Source organism: Bizionia sp. (assembly GCF_048259285.1).
Taxonomy (GTDB): Bacteria; Bacteroidota; Bacteroidia; order Flavobacteriales; family Flavobacteriaceae; genus Algorimicrobium; species Algorimicrobium hallyeonense.
In genome coordinates, this window is sequence record NZ_JBLXHU010000008.1 from 96,394 (window position 1) to 111,615 (window position 15,222).

Sequence of the window (15,222 nt, forward strand, 5' to 3'; positions counted from 1 at the left end):
TTTTAGTGCATATCATTAACCGCCCATGAGATTATTACTACAAACATCAAGCAGAACGAAGCTATTCTCATCCTTATTAACCCTATTTATTTTATTCATCCCTAACAAGAATAGCGGACAAACCGTACAAGGAGATATAATAGGTATTGGTGTTTCACACACTATTCAGTCAGCCATACTAAATGAAGAACGAACAATTTGGGTTCACGTTCCCGAAACACGTTCAGACTCAAATGAAGCCTTTCCCGTAGTTTATTTGCTTGATGGCGACTCCCATTTTACATCTGTAGTAGGCACAATTCAAGAGTTAAGCGCGAGAGGCAATTCCATTTTACCAAAAATGATTGTTGTTGGCATACTTAATACGGATAGATTGCGGGATTTAACGCCCAAACATGGAAATAGCGAAAATGGTCCAAATACTTCAGGTGGCGGTGAAGCTTTCATGGATTTTATTCAAAAAGAACTAATTTCATTTGTTGACAAAACATACAAAACAAAGCCCTACCGTCTGTACATTGGTCACTCATTGGGAGGTTTGACAGTGATAAATACTATGCTAAAGCGCCCAGAACTTTTTAATAGTTATATAGCTTTAGACCCCAGTTTATGGTGGTCTGATTCCGTCATGTTAGAAGAAGCAAAAATGATTTTAAATAATAAAAACCTTTCCAATGAAACTTTGTTTGTAGGAATTGCTAATTCCATGCCATCTGGAATAACACTAGCAACAGTAGAACAGGACACCTCCAAACAGACGCAGCATATTCGGGATATTTTGGAATTTACCAATAAAGTTGTTCCACACTCATCATCGCAAATTAAGTTCAATTCGAACTATTACCCGAACGAAAGTCATGGTAGCTTGCCTTTAATTGCAACTTATGACGCCCTACGGTTTATTTTTTCATGGTATAATTTGAACCAAAACATTATATCCTTAATTATTAACCCAAATGTTACAGCCAGTACAGTAATCAAAACACTTAAAAATCATTATGAAATAGTATCTTACAAAATGAACTATACCATTCTACCCCCAGAATCATTGGTAAATCAATTTGGCTATGCATGTTTAAGACGAAAACTATATGATAAAGCTGAAGCCTTCTTTAAATTAAATGTTAAAAATTATCCAAATAACTCAAATGTTTACGACTCTTTAGGCGATTATTATGCGGAAGTGAATGAAAAAGACAAAGCAGTTTCTATGTATCAAAAAGCTTTAAAGACAGGCAAGGGTAATAACTATTCAAGAAATAAGCTTAACACGCTACTGTTAAAAGAGGAGCGTTCACATTAAAAATTTTACAACTTTAAAAACCTCTAATTTAAAATTTAAATTATCTGCTATATGAAATTAACCAAATTTGAAAAATCATTTATCATCCTTTTTTGTTTCATATTGATAGCGGAAATTCAAACGGGAATGTCCTATCCATTCTTACATTATTTTGCAAAGCCCGCCTTACTAGTTTCAATAATTATATTTTATTACAAACAAAATACTTCCATCGCCAATAAGATAAAACAGCTTACTTTTGGTGCTTTAATCTTCTCTTTATTGGGTGATATTCTATTGATGTTTGCAGACAAATCTGATCACTTTTTCACGCTTGGATTGGTCGCTTTTTTAACCGCTCATATTCTCTATATTTTGGTGCTTTTAAAACGAAGAAATACCGATAAAAAACCCTATCTTTTTAGTGTTATTTTACTCGTATATGGCGGACTACTTTTTTACTTTTTGAAGGATAATTTAGGCGATATGTTAATACCTGTTATTGTATATATGCTAGTTATTTTAACCATGGGAACAACAGCGTATTTGCGGAAAGGAGAAGTGCCAAATGTTAGTTATATATTGGTTTTTGTAGGCGCTATTTTATTTATGATTTCTGACAGTTTACTCGCTTTAAATAAATTTTATGAGCCCTTGCCATTTTCAAATATAAGTATTATGTTTACATACGCTTTTGCACAACTTTGTATTATTTTTGGACTCCTAAAAGAGCGATAGATTTTCCTTATAATAGACAGTTAAAACACTAATATCCAAATAATTAAAAACATTTTATTGAACTATTTATTTAACTTATTGAATGGTCTAATAATTAAGCGTGCTGCCTTGTCAAAATTGATATAATTATAGGTCCAATTGAAGAAAACTACCACTCTATTTCTAAAGCCAACTAACGCCATCAGGTGAATAAACATCCAAACAAACCAAGCTGAAAATCCAGAAAATTTTAAAGAACCTAAATCCACAACCGCTTTATTTCTTCCTATAGTTGCCATGGAACCTTTGTCATTATATTTGAATTTCTTCATAGGTTTATTTCCTATTAATTTTATAATATTTTTAGCAAATAATTGGCCTTGCTGGATGGCAGGTTGCGCCACTTGAGGATGTCCTTTTGGATAGGCTTCCGTTTCCATATAAGCAATGTCTCCAAGCGCAAAAATATGAGGGTAATTTTCTACCTGATTATACCCATTTACCCGGTACCGATTTAACTTTTCAAAAAGCGCATCAGAAGCTAAACCTTTCACTGGATTTCCAGTAACACCTGCCGCCCAAATTAAGGTTTCAGATTCTAATTCTAAATCTGTATTTGTTTCTACTTTTTTTCCATCGTAATTTTTAACAAACGTATTACAGTGAATTGTAACACCTAATTTATTAAGAAATTCAGCGGCCTTTTTGGATGCATGTTTACTCATTGGCGGCAATAATCTATCACCTCCCTCCAAAAGATGAATTTGCATATCGTGTGCATTCAAATCATGATAATCTTTTGGAACAATGTTATTTTTTAATTCAGCAAGAGCGCCAGCTAATTCCACACCTGTTGGCCCACCTCCTACAATTACAAAATTCAAAAAGGCATGGCGTTCCTCAACCGTTTTTGCAATAGTTGCTTTTTCTAAATTCTGAAGTATTAAACTTCTAATATTTAAGGCCTGCGGAACCGTTTTCATAGGCATGCTATAGGTTTCTACATCCTTATTGCCAAAATAATTAGTTTTCGTTCCCGTAGCCAACACCAAATAATCAAAGGACAAATTACCTATTGATGTTTGTATGGTATGCGCTTCCGCATCTATTGTTTGGACTTCCGCTAACCTAAAAAAGATATTTTGGGACGATTTGATAATTTTGCGAAGTGGATATGCTATGGAGTCAGGCTCCAAACCTGAACTTGATACTTGGTATAATAGCGGCTGAAAAGTATGATAGTTTCTTTTGTCTATTAAAACAACTTGAACCGGTTTATTTTTCAAGGATTTCACCAGATTAACACCGGCAAATCCACCGCCAACAATCACTAACCTTGGAAGTTTAGATTCAGGAATATTCATAAATAAAATGGATACGTTTCAGATATACAAATATAAACCTTAACAATTTAATTGGCTATTTTTGAATAATATTTGTATTCCCTGTAACTTTTTAATATTTATGCTACTTATACAGTACTAAACCATCAATTTGAGCCAATCATTAGAACATAGTTTTGTTGAACAGCTTGAGGCAAATCAAAATATTGTGCATAAAGTGTGTAGACTCTACACCAATAACCAAGATGCTCATAATGATTTGTTTCAAGAAATTACCATACAACTTTGGAAAGCTTTTCCAAAATTCCGTGGTGACTCAAAATTCAGTACTTGGATGTATCGTGTAGCACTGAATACCGCTATAACACTATATAGAAAGAAAAAGCGCAGAATAAAGACACAAGAGTTTGAAAGCATTGAATTCAAAATAAAAGCAGAGGAATATGATGATACCGAAGAGCAACAATTAAAATTACTTTACAATGCTGTTAAAGAACTGAATGATATTGAAAAAGCATTGGTGTTTTTATATTTAGAAGAAAAAAATTACAAAGAAATAAGTGAAACAATGGGAATTAGCGAAGTAAATGCACGTGTAAAAATGAATCGCATAAAAACGAAGCTTAAAACCATTTTAAATCCGTAACCTTATGGATGAATTAGAATTATTAAAAAAAGACTGGAAAAAGGATAACAATACCTATCCTAAAGTGTCCTATAATGATATTTATAAGATGATTTTAAAAAGGTCGTCGTCCATTGTAAAGTGGATATTTATCATTAGTCTATTAGAATTTATTTTCTGGCTTGTTATATCCTTTGCATTAAAAGATAGCAAAAGCATGGAACGTTACAATAGTTATGATGCAGATTATGTTATTATACCGCTTACCGTATTTGGCTATATTATTCTAGCGTATTTTTTCGTCATGTTTTTTAAAAACTACCGAACTATTTCTGTTACGGATAGTGCAAAAAAACTTATGGAAAACATTTTAAAAACACGTCAGACGGTAAAACGCTACGTAGCTTTTAATCTCCTTTACTTAATATTATCCGTTGTTATTGTACTATTTGTAGAGTTTGACCAAGATCAAGAACTTATTAATCTGGCAAACAGTGCAGCAGCAAGTGGAGAAACATTTAAGTTCTACACCATTTTTACTTTAACCGTGTTAGTGCTTTTAGTTGCTGTTATACTTACCTTACTCCTCTTTTATTGGTTAGTTTACGGTATTTTACTGCGAAGTTTAAATAAGAATTACAAGGAACTAAAAAAATTAGACTTATAAATTTACGGATTATTAGGACGCCATTTTCGCATTTCATTTAAAGCTTCTTCAGCTTCTAAAACATCTTGTGGAATTACCTTTAAAAAGGAAGGATGTTGCTCTATAGCAAATTCAATTTTTTCAACTATTTCAGCTATGGAATCATTTTCGTAATCAATCTGTAATGGCTCTTTAATTTCTAATGTTTGCAGAATATTCTTCTTCTTAACACGAAGCCCTTTTTTATCAAACGAACGCCTAAAACCATCAATAACGATAGGTACAACAACTGGCTTGTAATGCTTAATAATATGCGCTGTTCCTTTTCTAATAGGTTTAAAAGGTGTTGTAGTACCTTGTGGAAAGGTAATAACCCAACCATCATCTAAAGCAGTTTTGATAGCTGAAATATCGCTCATTTTTACTTGGCGATTTACATCTTCTCCTTTTGCGCGCCAGGTGCGCTCAATGCTAATAGAACCAGCATAAGCCATTATTTTAGGAAGCAAACCTGATTTCATGGTTTCTTTAGCAGCTACATAATAAATGTTCATTTTTGGATTCCATAAATATCCTACGTTTTTTATAGAATCGTCTCGGTCACTTAAACTCGCATTAAAAACATGGAACATAGCCACCACATCAGCAAAATAGGTTTGATGGTTAGATATGAACAACACATTATTATCTGGCAGATTTCTAATAATTTCAGATCCTTCAATTTTAAGTTCATTAAAACCTCTAAATCGCCTATGAGTAAGCGCGCCTAGAATTCTAATAACCCATTTTTTTAAAATGAGATAATGACCAAAAGGATTTTGTTTAAACAATCCCATACGTATAATTTAAAACTGGTTTAAGATTACAAATGTAATAAAACTGTCCGTTTACAGCAGTTCTTTTAACAAGTCTTTTATTTCGCTCAACATCATAGCTGTTGCTCCCCAGACAATATGATTGTTTAAATGAAATGCTGGCACATCCACCTCAACACTATAGGAAGTTGATACCGTTTTAGTTACCACACTGGATTCACTAATAAAATCTTGTAAAGTCACCTCAATAATGTCTTCAACTTCCGTATCCTGTTTAACAAATTTAGGCGTACATCGAGAAATTCCTATAAACGGGTAAACAAAAAAATTACTTGGTGGAATATAAACCTTGGTCATGGCGCATAAAATTTCTACTTCACTCTGTGGCACGCCTACTTCTTCCCACGTTTCTCGAATGGCAGCATCTTTTATTGAGGCATCCGTTTTTTCCACTTTTCCACCAGGAAAGCCTACTTGGGCAGAATGCACACCTTTATAGGTTTTCCGAAGAATTAACACCAATTTAGTTTCATGTTCTTGATCCGGATAAAACAAGGCAACAACTCCAGCATTTTTAGCATTTTTAATGGCATTTTTTTGCTGCGCTTGGAGCTGCTCTCTAAAAGGTGGCGACATTTTAAATTGTGAAGATTCGGCTGGCAGTGGTATATTTTCTATTTTTGATACCGATTGTAAAAATTCATCAAATTTCATCTATGATTCGTATTCTTATGTTAGTCGCTTTTATATTTTTTCTTGGTTGTGAAGATAAACAATCAAAACCAAAAGAAACGACTCCTAAAACGACAAAAACTGTTAAAAAACCGACCAAAGTATTAGATAGCTCCAAAATAAAAACACCTGAATTCCCTTTCCTAACGGATGAAAATGCCATGGAATTCTTTTTAGAGTACGAAAAAAACAATCCGGAAAACAAAGTGCGAATTACCACCAAATTTGGCAGCATTGATATCTTATTATATGACAAAATTAAGTTTCATCGTGCAAATTTCGTATACTTAACCAAACGCGGTTATTTTGATGGCACACAATTTTACCGAGTAATAGATAACTTCATCATCCAAGCTGGAAATACAGACGATCCAAAAATAAAACGAAAACGAGGAGATATTGGTCGCTATCTCCTTCCCCCAGACACCAAACGAGGTTTTAAACACCATAGAGGTATTGTGAGCATGCCAAGTAGCGAGATTGAAGATGCCTATAAATTAGCATCGCCATTTGAGTTTTTTATAGTCCAAAACAAAGATGGTGCCTATCATTTGGATGGCGATTACACCATTTTTGGTGAAGTTATTTCAGGTATGGATGTGGTTGATGAAATTGCCGCTCAAAAAACCGACGATGGCGATTGGCCTTTAAGAAACGTATATATTAAGAAAGTGGAAATCATTGAGTAATGCAGCTACTATTTATAGAGCGTTGGCAAACTGACTTTAAACCGGACAGCTAGTAGTCTGATGGTAATAACTACTAAACCGGCAATAATAAAAACAACGTTATTATCTATAGGCAGCTTTCGGACTAGAAAATAAGTTAAACCTCCCAAAATACATGCTGTTGCATAAATTTCTTTTCTAAAAATTACAGGAATTTCATTACATAAAATATCACGAATTACCCCACCAAAGCAGGCCGACATTGTACCCAAAGCAATACATATTATAGGGTCTAAGCCTGCTGAAATGCCTTTTTCTACACCAACAACCGTGTACAAACCTATTCCAATTGTGTCAAAAAGAAATAGGGATTTCCGAAGGTAATCAATTTTATTTTTAAAAATAATAGTCAATACCGTACTAGCTAAAATAACATAGATATAATTTAAATTCAGCATCCAACTCACTGGCGTTTCACCAATTAAAACATCACGAAGTGTTCCACCACCAACAGCTGTAACCGTAGCAATAATTAAAATTCCAAATACGTCCATGCGCTTACTTAAAGCGACTAGCACACCTGAAATAGCAAATGCTATGGTTCCTAAAATATCTATTGCGTAAAACATGACTGTTACCTATTAGTTTAAAATGCAAGCAAAGGTATAGAATGATAGCTATTTAGTGAAACGGAATACCTACTATTTTTTAGGCATATTTTGCATACTAATAAAGTCCGTTATTTTGCAAAAATCAACTTTTTTTTAATTAATACAACGGATTCAAAAATACTAACATGAAATACCGTTTTGAAAACGTCCAGAACATTTCACACAATTATATTCTTGATAATTTATTTAGGCATTAGCTCAATAAAATAGACACCGTTTTAAAAACGGTGTAAGCGATTCACACAATTTCTTTGCAAGAAGTGGGTTCTCTGCTTACATATTTTGAGTGTAATAGTTATAATCCTTTAAAATGGTGTCAATAAACTCTTTGTCAAACATATCTGATTCTATTTGCAGCAAGCCACAAATTTTATTTCGTATAATTGTTAAGGTCTTGAAATCATTATTCCGTTTGGAAATCATAAAGGCTTCTTTAATAATCCGAACGTCCTTATCACTTAACAATGTTACATTATTAAATACAGGTTCATAATCGTCAGTTATTTCTTCCAGAATAGTACTGGATATTTTATGTTTTTGTTTCACACTAATAACAACAGTGCCTGCTGCTGAATCACCAACACGTTGCTTTTTATCGGACAATAAAATACTCATTACACCAATTGAAGCAAAAAACATCCATATATCAATAATCCGAAGCATCCAACGCACCAATAAATTATACCATTGGGTTGGCGCTCCATCAAAACGAACCACTTTTATTTTCATGATCATTTTACCAATGGTTTGCCCACTAAACAGAACATGACAAAGCAAAGAATAAAACAGGGCAGGAAGCGTTAACAATCCAAGAAACCCACGACGGGTCCAGCTATCGGTATCAAATATTTCAGAAACTGCTACCAAGTTTTCCATAATGGTCATGTAAGCTATAAGAATCAAGCCGTCAATTAAAAAAGCGACAAAACGTTCGCCAACACCAATTAGTTTGTAATCTAAATTGACATTTTGGGCTGTGTTAATTGCTATATTGCTCATGGAAATGTATATTCGTTTAAATTTTAAATAGGCTATGCGCGAAGCATCATTCGTGAAGCAAAATAAGGAAAAATGGCTGGTATTTGAAAAAGCATTACACAATAATGTTAAAATAAACCCAGACGATTTAGCTTCATACTATATTCAACTTACTAACGACCTCTCCTATGCACAGACTTACTATGCTGATAGTAAGACGCTTTTGTATTTAAATTCGTTGGCATCTGAGGCGCATCAGAAAATTTATATCACCAAAAGAGAGTCAAAAAATAAGATTGTTTCCTTTTGGAAATACGAATTTCCACTGTTCTTTATAGCCTATCATAAAACTTTACTGTATTCCTTTCTAATTTTTATGTCGGCTGTTTTAATTGGTGTCGTTTCTACTTTAAATGACGACAGTTTTGTACGTTTAATTTTAGGTGATGCTTATGTAAATATGACCATTGAAAACATTGAAAATGGCGAACCTATGGCGGTTTATAAAAGTGGAAGCCAAATGGGTACTTTTCTGGGAATTACTATAAACAATATCCGTGTGGCTATTTTTGCATTTGCTGCAGGTGTTGTTTTTAGTGTAGGCACCATTTATATTTTGTTTAGTAATGGTATCATGTTAGGCGCTTTTATTACGTTTTTCTATAATTATGGCATTTTAGAAAAAACATCGACCGTTTGGCTTCATGGTACCATTGAAATTTCGGTGATTGTAATTGCTGGTTGCGCGGGTTTGGTAATGGGAAATAGTTTTCTATTCCCCAAAACATATTCTAGACGCGTTGCCTTTATGAAAGGCGCCAAAGACGGCTTGAAAATAGTAGTTAGCACGATTCCGTTTTTCATTGTAGCTGGCTTTATTGAAGGGTTTATAACTCGTTTTGGAGAACAAATGCACCCTGCTTTAGCTTATGGGATTATTCTTGCATCTTTAACCTTAATTATATTTTATTATATAATTTACCCGATTAAATTGAATAAAAAAATGGCCTTAAATCTATAAAACCTACCGTATGGAAAAACCGTATTTAGAACTTCGTACGCGAAATACCTTTGGCGATATTGTCAATAACTATTTTCAGTTTTTAAAACTCAACTTTAAACATTATACCAACCTATACTTGCGTTACAATGCCATTAGTATTATATTAACACTAATTGGATCTTATCTGTTAGTAACTGGATTCATGGGTTTGGCGAGTCGTGATTTCAGGTTTGGTATGGAAACTAGCATGGATAACGATTGGTATTTAATAGTTGGCGGATTGCTTCTCGTTGTTATTCTATTTGTTACGGCCGTTTTAAATTACAGTTTTTCTAGCGCTTACATGACAGAATATGTAAAGCAGGAAGGCAACGTGAAATCGGCAAACATTTGGTCTGCCATTAAAAAGAATTTAGGAACCATCATCCTATTTATCCTTATTGGCATTGCCATGTACATCGGTTACTTTGTGGTTTCTCTGGTTTTAGCGTTTATTCCGTTATTAGGTATGTTAGCACAATATGCCATCAATTTTACGCTAAGCGCCCTTTTTGGTTTATCATTTATGTCTATTTTCAGTACTAATAAATCGGTTGGCGAAGCCTTATCAGAAGGTTGGTCTTTCACGTTTTCTAATTTTATTCGTGTGGTTTTCTTCGGATTGGTAATTGGAATTCTAAATCTAATGCTAACGTTTTTAATCCTATCCATCCCTGGATTCATTATTGGTTTTTACACCTATTTTTCTATTGAAAGTGAAGTGGATTTTTTAACAAGTAACTTTGCAACTATTGTTTTTACACTAGGTTTTACCATGTTTGTATTAGCATTTATTTTCTCGCAAGCCCTTTCACAGGTAGCTTATGGTGTACTATTCTTTAATTTACATGAAGAACGATATAACACGTATTTGCGCGAACGTATAGAACAAATAGGTGTTAATGAGTAAACCAAACAGACATATCACTTTAACGGTTTCAGGTTTGCTTTTTATAAAGCATGCGGTTGCCGTTGCACAAAATAAAATCCAAGAAGACTCGACAGATATCACGGTTACCTATTTTAAAGAAGGCATCCTGGATCGCTATTCCGGAAATGATTTCAATTACAATATCAACGATACAGGTGGTGTTAATTTATTACAACAATTGCTTCGGAAATTTTTTAACTGGTTAGGTAATCTTTTCGGGATTGACATAGATTTTGTGGATTATGAAACTTTGGAATACATTGTTTACGGCCTTTTAGCTGCTGGAGCTCTGTATTTATTTATTAAGTTTTTATTACAATCACCAATGAGCTCGGTATTTAAAACGGAAGAAAAAACCATTGATAATTTTGGTTATATTGAAGAAGACATCCAACAAGTTGATTTTGAAAACCTAATAAAAACAGCCTTAAAAGAAAGCAATTATCGTTTGGCAACGCGTTATTTATATCTAAAATCACTTAAAAATTTAACGAACAAAAACATCATCGATTGGCATTATGACAAAACCAATTCAGACTATCTCAATGAAATTTCAGATGATGGTATCAAACAATTATTCAAACGAATTTCTTACATCTATGATTACGTTTGGTATGGCGAATTTGCCATAGACGAACAAGCTTTCAATAGAAATCAAGACGATTTTTCAACCTTAAATAAACGCATTAATGGATAAACGCTCAAAAATAGCTTTATATAGCATTGGCGCCATTATCGTGTTGTTAATGTTAGCTGAAGTCACCAAACCAAAACCATTGAATTGGCGAAACTCCTACTCCGCTGCCGATAAAATTCCTTTGGGTTGCTACGTGCTTTACAATGAATTGGAGCCATTTACGTCTCGTACAATAGAAACATCTGATGAAAGTTTGTACGAACGCTTAAAAGATTTTCCTAACGCAACAAACAAGACGCTCCTTCTTATTAACGATTATATTTCTGTAGAGGAAGAAGGCTCCAATGCGCTTTTGGAATTTGTTGAAAACGGGAACACCGTTTTTATAAGTACCAATTATGTTTACGGCGCATTTGCCGATTCGCTAAACATAGAAATAGATCGGGATTATGATGGATTTTTCAAGGATCCTTCCAAATCCATATTCACTAATAAAACCTTAAAAGCTAACGAACGTCTGTTTAGGGACGTTATTGAAAACAGCTTCTTCACCTCTATAGATACATCTAATGCAACCATTTTAGGTTATATGATTGATGAAAATAAAATAAGGAAGGAAGTTAATTTTACTAAAACGCCTTTTGGCGATAATGGTGGAGCCTTTTATGTTCATAGCAATCCGTTTGCCTTTACAAACTATCATTTATTAAATGACAAAGCAGATTATGCCGCAACAGTTTTATCATTTTTGCCAAAGAATAATAGCATCCTTTGGGATAACTATTATAAAAGCGGACGCAAAGTTATTAAAAGTCCATTGCGTTTTATTTTGAGTAGTCCTGCATTAAAATGGACATTCTATATAAGTTTATTAGGCTTAATCATCTTTGTAATTTTCAAAGGAAAACGAACTCAGCGTATTATTCCAGTTGTAGAACCCTTAAAAAATTCAACCGTAGCGTTTACCCAAACTATTGGCGATTTATACTACCAACATGGTGATTATTCCAATATTATTCATAAAAAAATAACCTATTTTTTAGAGTTTATACGAACCACATATTATTTAGAAACTAATGAATTTAGTGAACGTTTTATTCAGAAACTCGCTGTTAAATCATCAAATACGGTTCAAGACACCAAAGCATTAATCGATTTAATTACGTTTTTAAAATCGAAAAATAACCACACAGAAAAAGAGCTCATTGCCCTTAACAAACAAATAGAACATTTTACAAAAAACACTATATAATGGAAGATACGAACCAACACGAAAGCGAAGATTTAAGCTTTACGAATAGAATTGACCTCAAGCCTTTGCAAGCCCATGTAGAAAGTATTAAAACGGAGATTGGTAAAATTATCGTTGGTCAGAATGAAATGGTAGAATTGCTCATCATTTCTATTTTATCTAATGGCCACACACTTATTGAAGGTGTTCCAGGTGTGGCAAAAACAGTTACCGCCAAACTTTTAGCACGCACGTTAGATGTGGATTTTAGTCGCATTCAATTTACACCAGATTTAATGCCGAGTGATATTTTAGGAACCTCCATTTTTAATGTAAAAACGAGCGAGTTTGAATATAAAAAAGGCCCTATTTTTTCCAATATTATTTTAATTGATGAAATTAACAGAGCACCCGCAAAAACGCAAGCCGCTTTATTTGAGGTTATGGCAGAACGACAAATAACTATTGATAACAATCAGTTTATTATGGAGCCACCTTTCTTGGTTTTTGCCACACAAAACCCAATTGAACAAGAAGGAACCTACCGTTTGCCAGAAGCACAATTAGACCGTTTTTTATTTAAAATTAATGTGGATTATCCATCATTGGAAGATGAAATTCAGATTCTAGTGGACAACCACAAACGGGAAGATCAATTAGACTATAGTACAATAAACCCGGTTTTAAAAGCTGCTGATATTGTAAAATACCAAGGGTTAATTAAACAAATTTTAGTGGAAGACCACTTACTCCATTACATTGCTTCCATAGTTAACAGCACGCGTAATAATGCTAATTTGTATTTAGGCGCATCGCCAAGAGCATCCATTGCCATTTTAAATGCAGCCAAAGCAAACGCAGCTATTCAAGGTCGCGATTTTGTAACACCAGATGACATAAAACGCTGTACCAAAGCTGCTTTAAAACATCGCTTAGTACTAACACCAGAACGAGAAATGGAAGCCTTCACAGTTGATAAAGTAGTAGACCAAATTCTTGAAACGATTGAAATCCCAAGATAATTGAAACGTATTTTTAAACATATCTATTTAGAATTTCGGTTTTTTGCAGCCTTAATGGGATTCGCATTTCTATTTCTGATGGCGTATCAATTTCCGGGATTATTACCAATAAGTATCATGCTTTTTGGAGCTTTTTTAGTACTTATTCTTATAGATAGCATATTGTTATTCAAACAAAATGGATTAGAAGCCAAACGATTACTTCCAGAAAAATTGAGTAATGGTGATGATAATCCGATTGAAATCACCTTGAAAAACTCGTATAATTATAAAGTTAAACTAAAACTCATAGACGAGATGCCGTTTCAATATCAGAAGCGCGATTTTGAAATTGATACCCAACTTGATAAACTTACGGATAAAAAAATCACCTACACCTTGCGTCCTTTGGAACGTGGCGAATATCATTTTGGAAACCTGAACGTTTATGTAACGTCTCCAGTTGGATTATTAACCCGTCGTTTTCAATTTGGAAATAATGTTATGGTACCCAATTACCCATCATTTCTGCAGTTAAAGAAATATATGTTGTTGGCATTTTCGAATAAAATTTTCGAATTTGGATTAAAGAAAATCCGAAGAATTGGTCACACCATGGAATTTGAGCAAATTAAAGACTATGTTCAAGGTGATGATATTCGGAATATAAATTGGAAAGCAACAGCCAAACGGAGTCAATTGATGGTGAACCAATTCCAAGACGAACGCTCCCAACCTATTTACAGTGTTATTGATAAAGGTCGCGCTATGAAAATGCCCTTTAACGGATTAAGCCTTTTGGATTATGCTATTAATGCAACCTTGGTTATTAGTAATGTGGCTTTAAAAAAACAAGATAAAGCTGGTATGTTTGCCTTTTCTAGGAAGGTGAATAATAAAGTAGTGGCTGAACGCAGACCATCACAGATGAATCAGATTATGGAAACGCTTTATAATTTAGATACCGATTTCGCAGAATCCGATTTCTCTAGATTATATATTGATGTGAAGCGAAGTTTAAACCAACGAAGCTTATTACTACTCTATACCAATTTTGAAACCTTAGATGCTTTACATAGACAATTACCGTATTTACAAGCCATAGTCAAGCATCATGTATTGGTTGTTATCTTTTTTGAAAATACCGAATTGGATAAACTCACGCAGAAAGAATCACGTAATACCTTTGAAATATTCGAAAAAACCATTGCCGAAAAATTTGTTTATGAGAAGAAACTCATCATTAACGAATTGCAGAAACATGGCATTCAAAGTGTTTTAACAGCTCCAGAAGATTTAACCTTGAATACCATTAATAAGTATTTAGAAATTAAAGCTCGTGGGTTAATTTAATCTGTTTGATAAAACCCATTTTACAATCCATCCTAAAAAAACAACAGTTCAGTGAGCTTACTTTTCAGAACATAGCGGTTTGATATATATTTACAATGTATTAATCTAAAAACCAACACTTATGAAAACGCTAGCAATTATTATCGCTTTTACCTTAACATCTTTTATTTCTCACGCACAAGATAGTTTGCAGACCCACACTGTTTCCGTTACAGTAGAAAATCCACTAAATGCCAAAGGACATGTTTTAATAGGATTACATACAACGGATACCTTTATGAAAACAGAAGCACTTCAAAACCGTAAAGTAAAAGTAACAGATGGTAAAGCTATTGCTACTTTTAATAATTTAAAACCAGGCAACTATGCTGTTATGGTTGTTCATGACGAAAATGATAATTCGCGAATGGATTTTGAAGCTAATGGTATGCCTAAAGAATCTTACGGTATGTCCAACAATCCGATACTCATGGGACCACCAAACTTTAATGACGCTAAATTTGAATTGAAAGCAGACACTGAAATCAGTATTCGTTTTTAAAAAAATATT

17 protein-coding genes are annotated in these 15,222 nt (G+C 33.6%); 12 read left to right on the forward strand and 5 right to left on the reverse strand.

The window, feature by feature from the left end:
• Positions 1-25 precede the first annotated feature (25 nt).
• Positions 26-1,303, forward strand: coding sequence for an alpha/beta hydrolase-fold protein (locus ACN0QX_RS06160; protein ID WP_417195894.1), 1,278 nt, complete (start codon positions 26-28; stop codon positions 1,301-1,303).
• A gap of 51 nt (positions 1,304-1,354) precedes the next feature.
• Positions 1,355-2,020, forward strand: a complete 666-nt coding sequence (locus ACN0QX_RS06165; RefSeq protein ID WP_417195895.1) for a lysoplasmalogenase — start codon at positions 1,355-1,357, stop codon at positions 2,018-2,020.
• 62 nt (positions 2,021-2,082) lie between these two features.
• Here ACN0QX_RS06165 and ACN0QX_RS06170 read toward each other — a convergent pair whose 3' ends face one another.
• Positions 2,083-3,363: an NAD(P)/FAD-dependent oxidoreductase gene (locus tag ACN0QX_RS06170; protein WP_417195896.1), complete on the reverse strand. Its 1,281-nt coding sequence runs from the start codon at positions 3,361-3,363 to the stop codon at positions 2,083-2,085.
• 130 nt (positions 3,364-3,493) lie between these two features.
• Between ACN0QX_RS06170 and ACN0QX_RS06175 the strand changes: the two genes are divergently transcribed.
• Positions 3,494-3,988: an RNA polymerase sigma factor gene (locus ACN0QX_RS06175; RefSeq protein ID WP_248400547.1), complete on the forward strand. Its 495-nt coding sequence runs from the start codon at positions 3,494-3,496 to the stop codon at positions 3,986-3,988.
• 4 nt (positions 3,989-3,992) lie between these two features.
• The gene (locus tag ACN0QX_RS06180) at positions 3,993-4,634 is read left to right on the forward strand and encodes a hypothetical protein (RefSeq protein ID WP_376860521.1); all 642 of its coding nucleotides are present in this window, start codon (positions 3,993-3,995) and stop codon (positions 4,632-4,634) included.
• A gap of 2 nt (positions 4,635-4,636) precedes the next feature.
• Here ACN0QX_RS06180 and ACN0QX_RS06185 read toward each other — a convergent pair whose 3' ends face one another.
• A complete protein-coding gene (locus ACN0QX_RS06185; RefSeq protein ID WP_248400549.1) occupies positions 4,637-5,449 on the reverse strand; it encodes a lysophospholipid acyltransferase family protein in 813 nt (270 codons plus the stop codon).
• 51 nt (positions 5,450-5,500) lie between these two features.
• Positions 5,501-6,142 carry an NUDIX hydrolase gene (locus tag ACN0QX_RS06190; protein ID WP_248400550.1) on the reverse strand — a complete coding sequence of 214 codons (642 nt, stop codon included), beginning with the start codon at positions 6,140-6,142 and terminating at the stop codon, positions 5,501-5,503.
• Between the two features lie 2 nt (positions 6,143-6,144).
• On the opposite strand from ACN0QX_RS06190, the gene ACN0QX_RS06195 reads away from it, so the two are divergent.
• Positions 6,145-6,849: a peptidylprolyl isomerase gene (locus ACN0QX_RS06195; protein ID WP_417195897.1), complete on the forward strand. Its 705-nt coding sequence runs from the start codon at positions 6,145-6,147 to the stop codon at positions 6,847-6,849.
• An 8-nt stretch (positions 6,850-6,857) separates the two neighbouring features.
• On the opposite strand, the gene ACN0QX_RS06200 is transcribed toward ACN0QX_RS06195, so the two are convergent.
• Complete coding sequence (locus tag ACN0QX_RS06200) at positions 6,858-7,457, reverse strand: trimeric intracellular cation channel family protein (protein WP_248400552.1); 600 nt, start codon at positions 7,455-7,457, stop codon at positions 6,858-6,860.
• Between the two features lie 315 nt (positions 7,458-7,772).
• Positions 7,773-8,498: an RDD family protein gene (locus ACN0QX_RS06205; RefSeq protein WP_417195898.1), complete on the reverse strand. Its 726-nt coding sequence runs from the start codon at positions 8,496-8,498 to the stop codon at positions 7,773-7,775.
• A 34-nt stretch (positions 8,499-8,532) separates the two neighbouring features.
• Between ACN0QX_RS06205 and ACN0QX_RS06210 the strand changes: the two genes are divergently transcribed.
• The 7 genes from ACN0QX_RS06210 to ACN0QX_RS06240 all read left to right on the forward strand — a co-directional run bounded on the left by ACN0QX_RS06210 (position 8,533) and on the right by ACN0QX_RS06240 (position 15,213).
• Complete coding sequence (locus ACN0QX_RS06210; protein WP_248400554.1) at positions 8,533-9,498, forward strand: stage II sporulation protein M; 966 nt, start codon at positions 8,533-8,535, stop codon at positions 9,496-9,498.
• Between the two features lie 10 nt (positions 9,499-9,508).
• A complete protein-coding gene (locus tag ACN0QX_RS06215; RefSeq protein ID WP_248400555.1) occupies positions 9,509-10,429 on the forward strand; it encodes a hypothetical protein in 921 nt (306 codons plus the stop codon).
• Positions 10,422-11,147 carry a hypothetical protein gene (locus ACN0QX_RS06220; RefSeq protein ID WP_417195899.1) on the forward strand — a complete coding sequence of 242 codons (726 nt, stop codon included), beginning with the start codon at positions 10,422-10,424 and terminating at the stop codon, positions 11,145-11,147. Before ACN0QX_RS06215 ends, ACN0QX_RS06220 begins: the two co-directional genes overlap by 8 nt.
• On the forward strand, positions 11,140-12,339 hold the full coding sequence (locus ACN0QX_RS06225; protein WP_417195900.1) for a DUF4350 domain-containing protein: 1,200 nt from the start codon (positions 11,140-11,142) through the stop codon (positions 12,337-12,339). The genes ACN0QX_RS06220 and ACN0QX_RS06225 overlap by 8 nt, the downstream gene beginning before the upstream one ends.
• Positions 12,339-13,340: an AAA family ATPase gene (locus ACN0QX_RS06230; protein WP_417195901.1), complete on the forward strand. Its 1,002-nt coding sequence runs from the start codon at positions 12,339-12,341 to the stop codon at positions 13,338-13,340. The genes ACN0QX_RS06225 and ACN0QX_RS06230 overlap by 1 nt, the downstream gene beginning before the upstream one ends.
• Positions 13,341-14,672 (forward strand): DUF58 domain-containing protein, encoded by a 1,332-nt coding sequence (locus tag ACN0QX_RS06235; RefSeq protein WP_417195902.1) that lies wholly within the window; start codon positions 13,341-13,343, stop codon positions 14,670-14,672.
• A gap of 121 nt (positions 14,673-14,793) precedes the next feature.
• Complete coding sequence (locus ACN0QX_RS06240) at positions 14,794-15,213, forward strand: DUF2141 domain-containing protein (protein ID WP_417195903.1); 420 nt, start codon at positions 14,794-14,796, stop codon at positions 15,211-15,213.
• Positions 15,214-15,222: the final 9 nt, after the last annotated feature.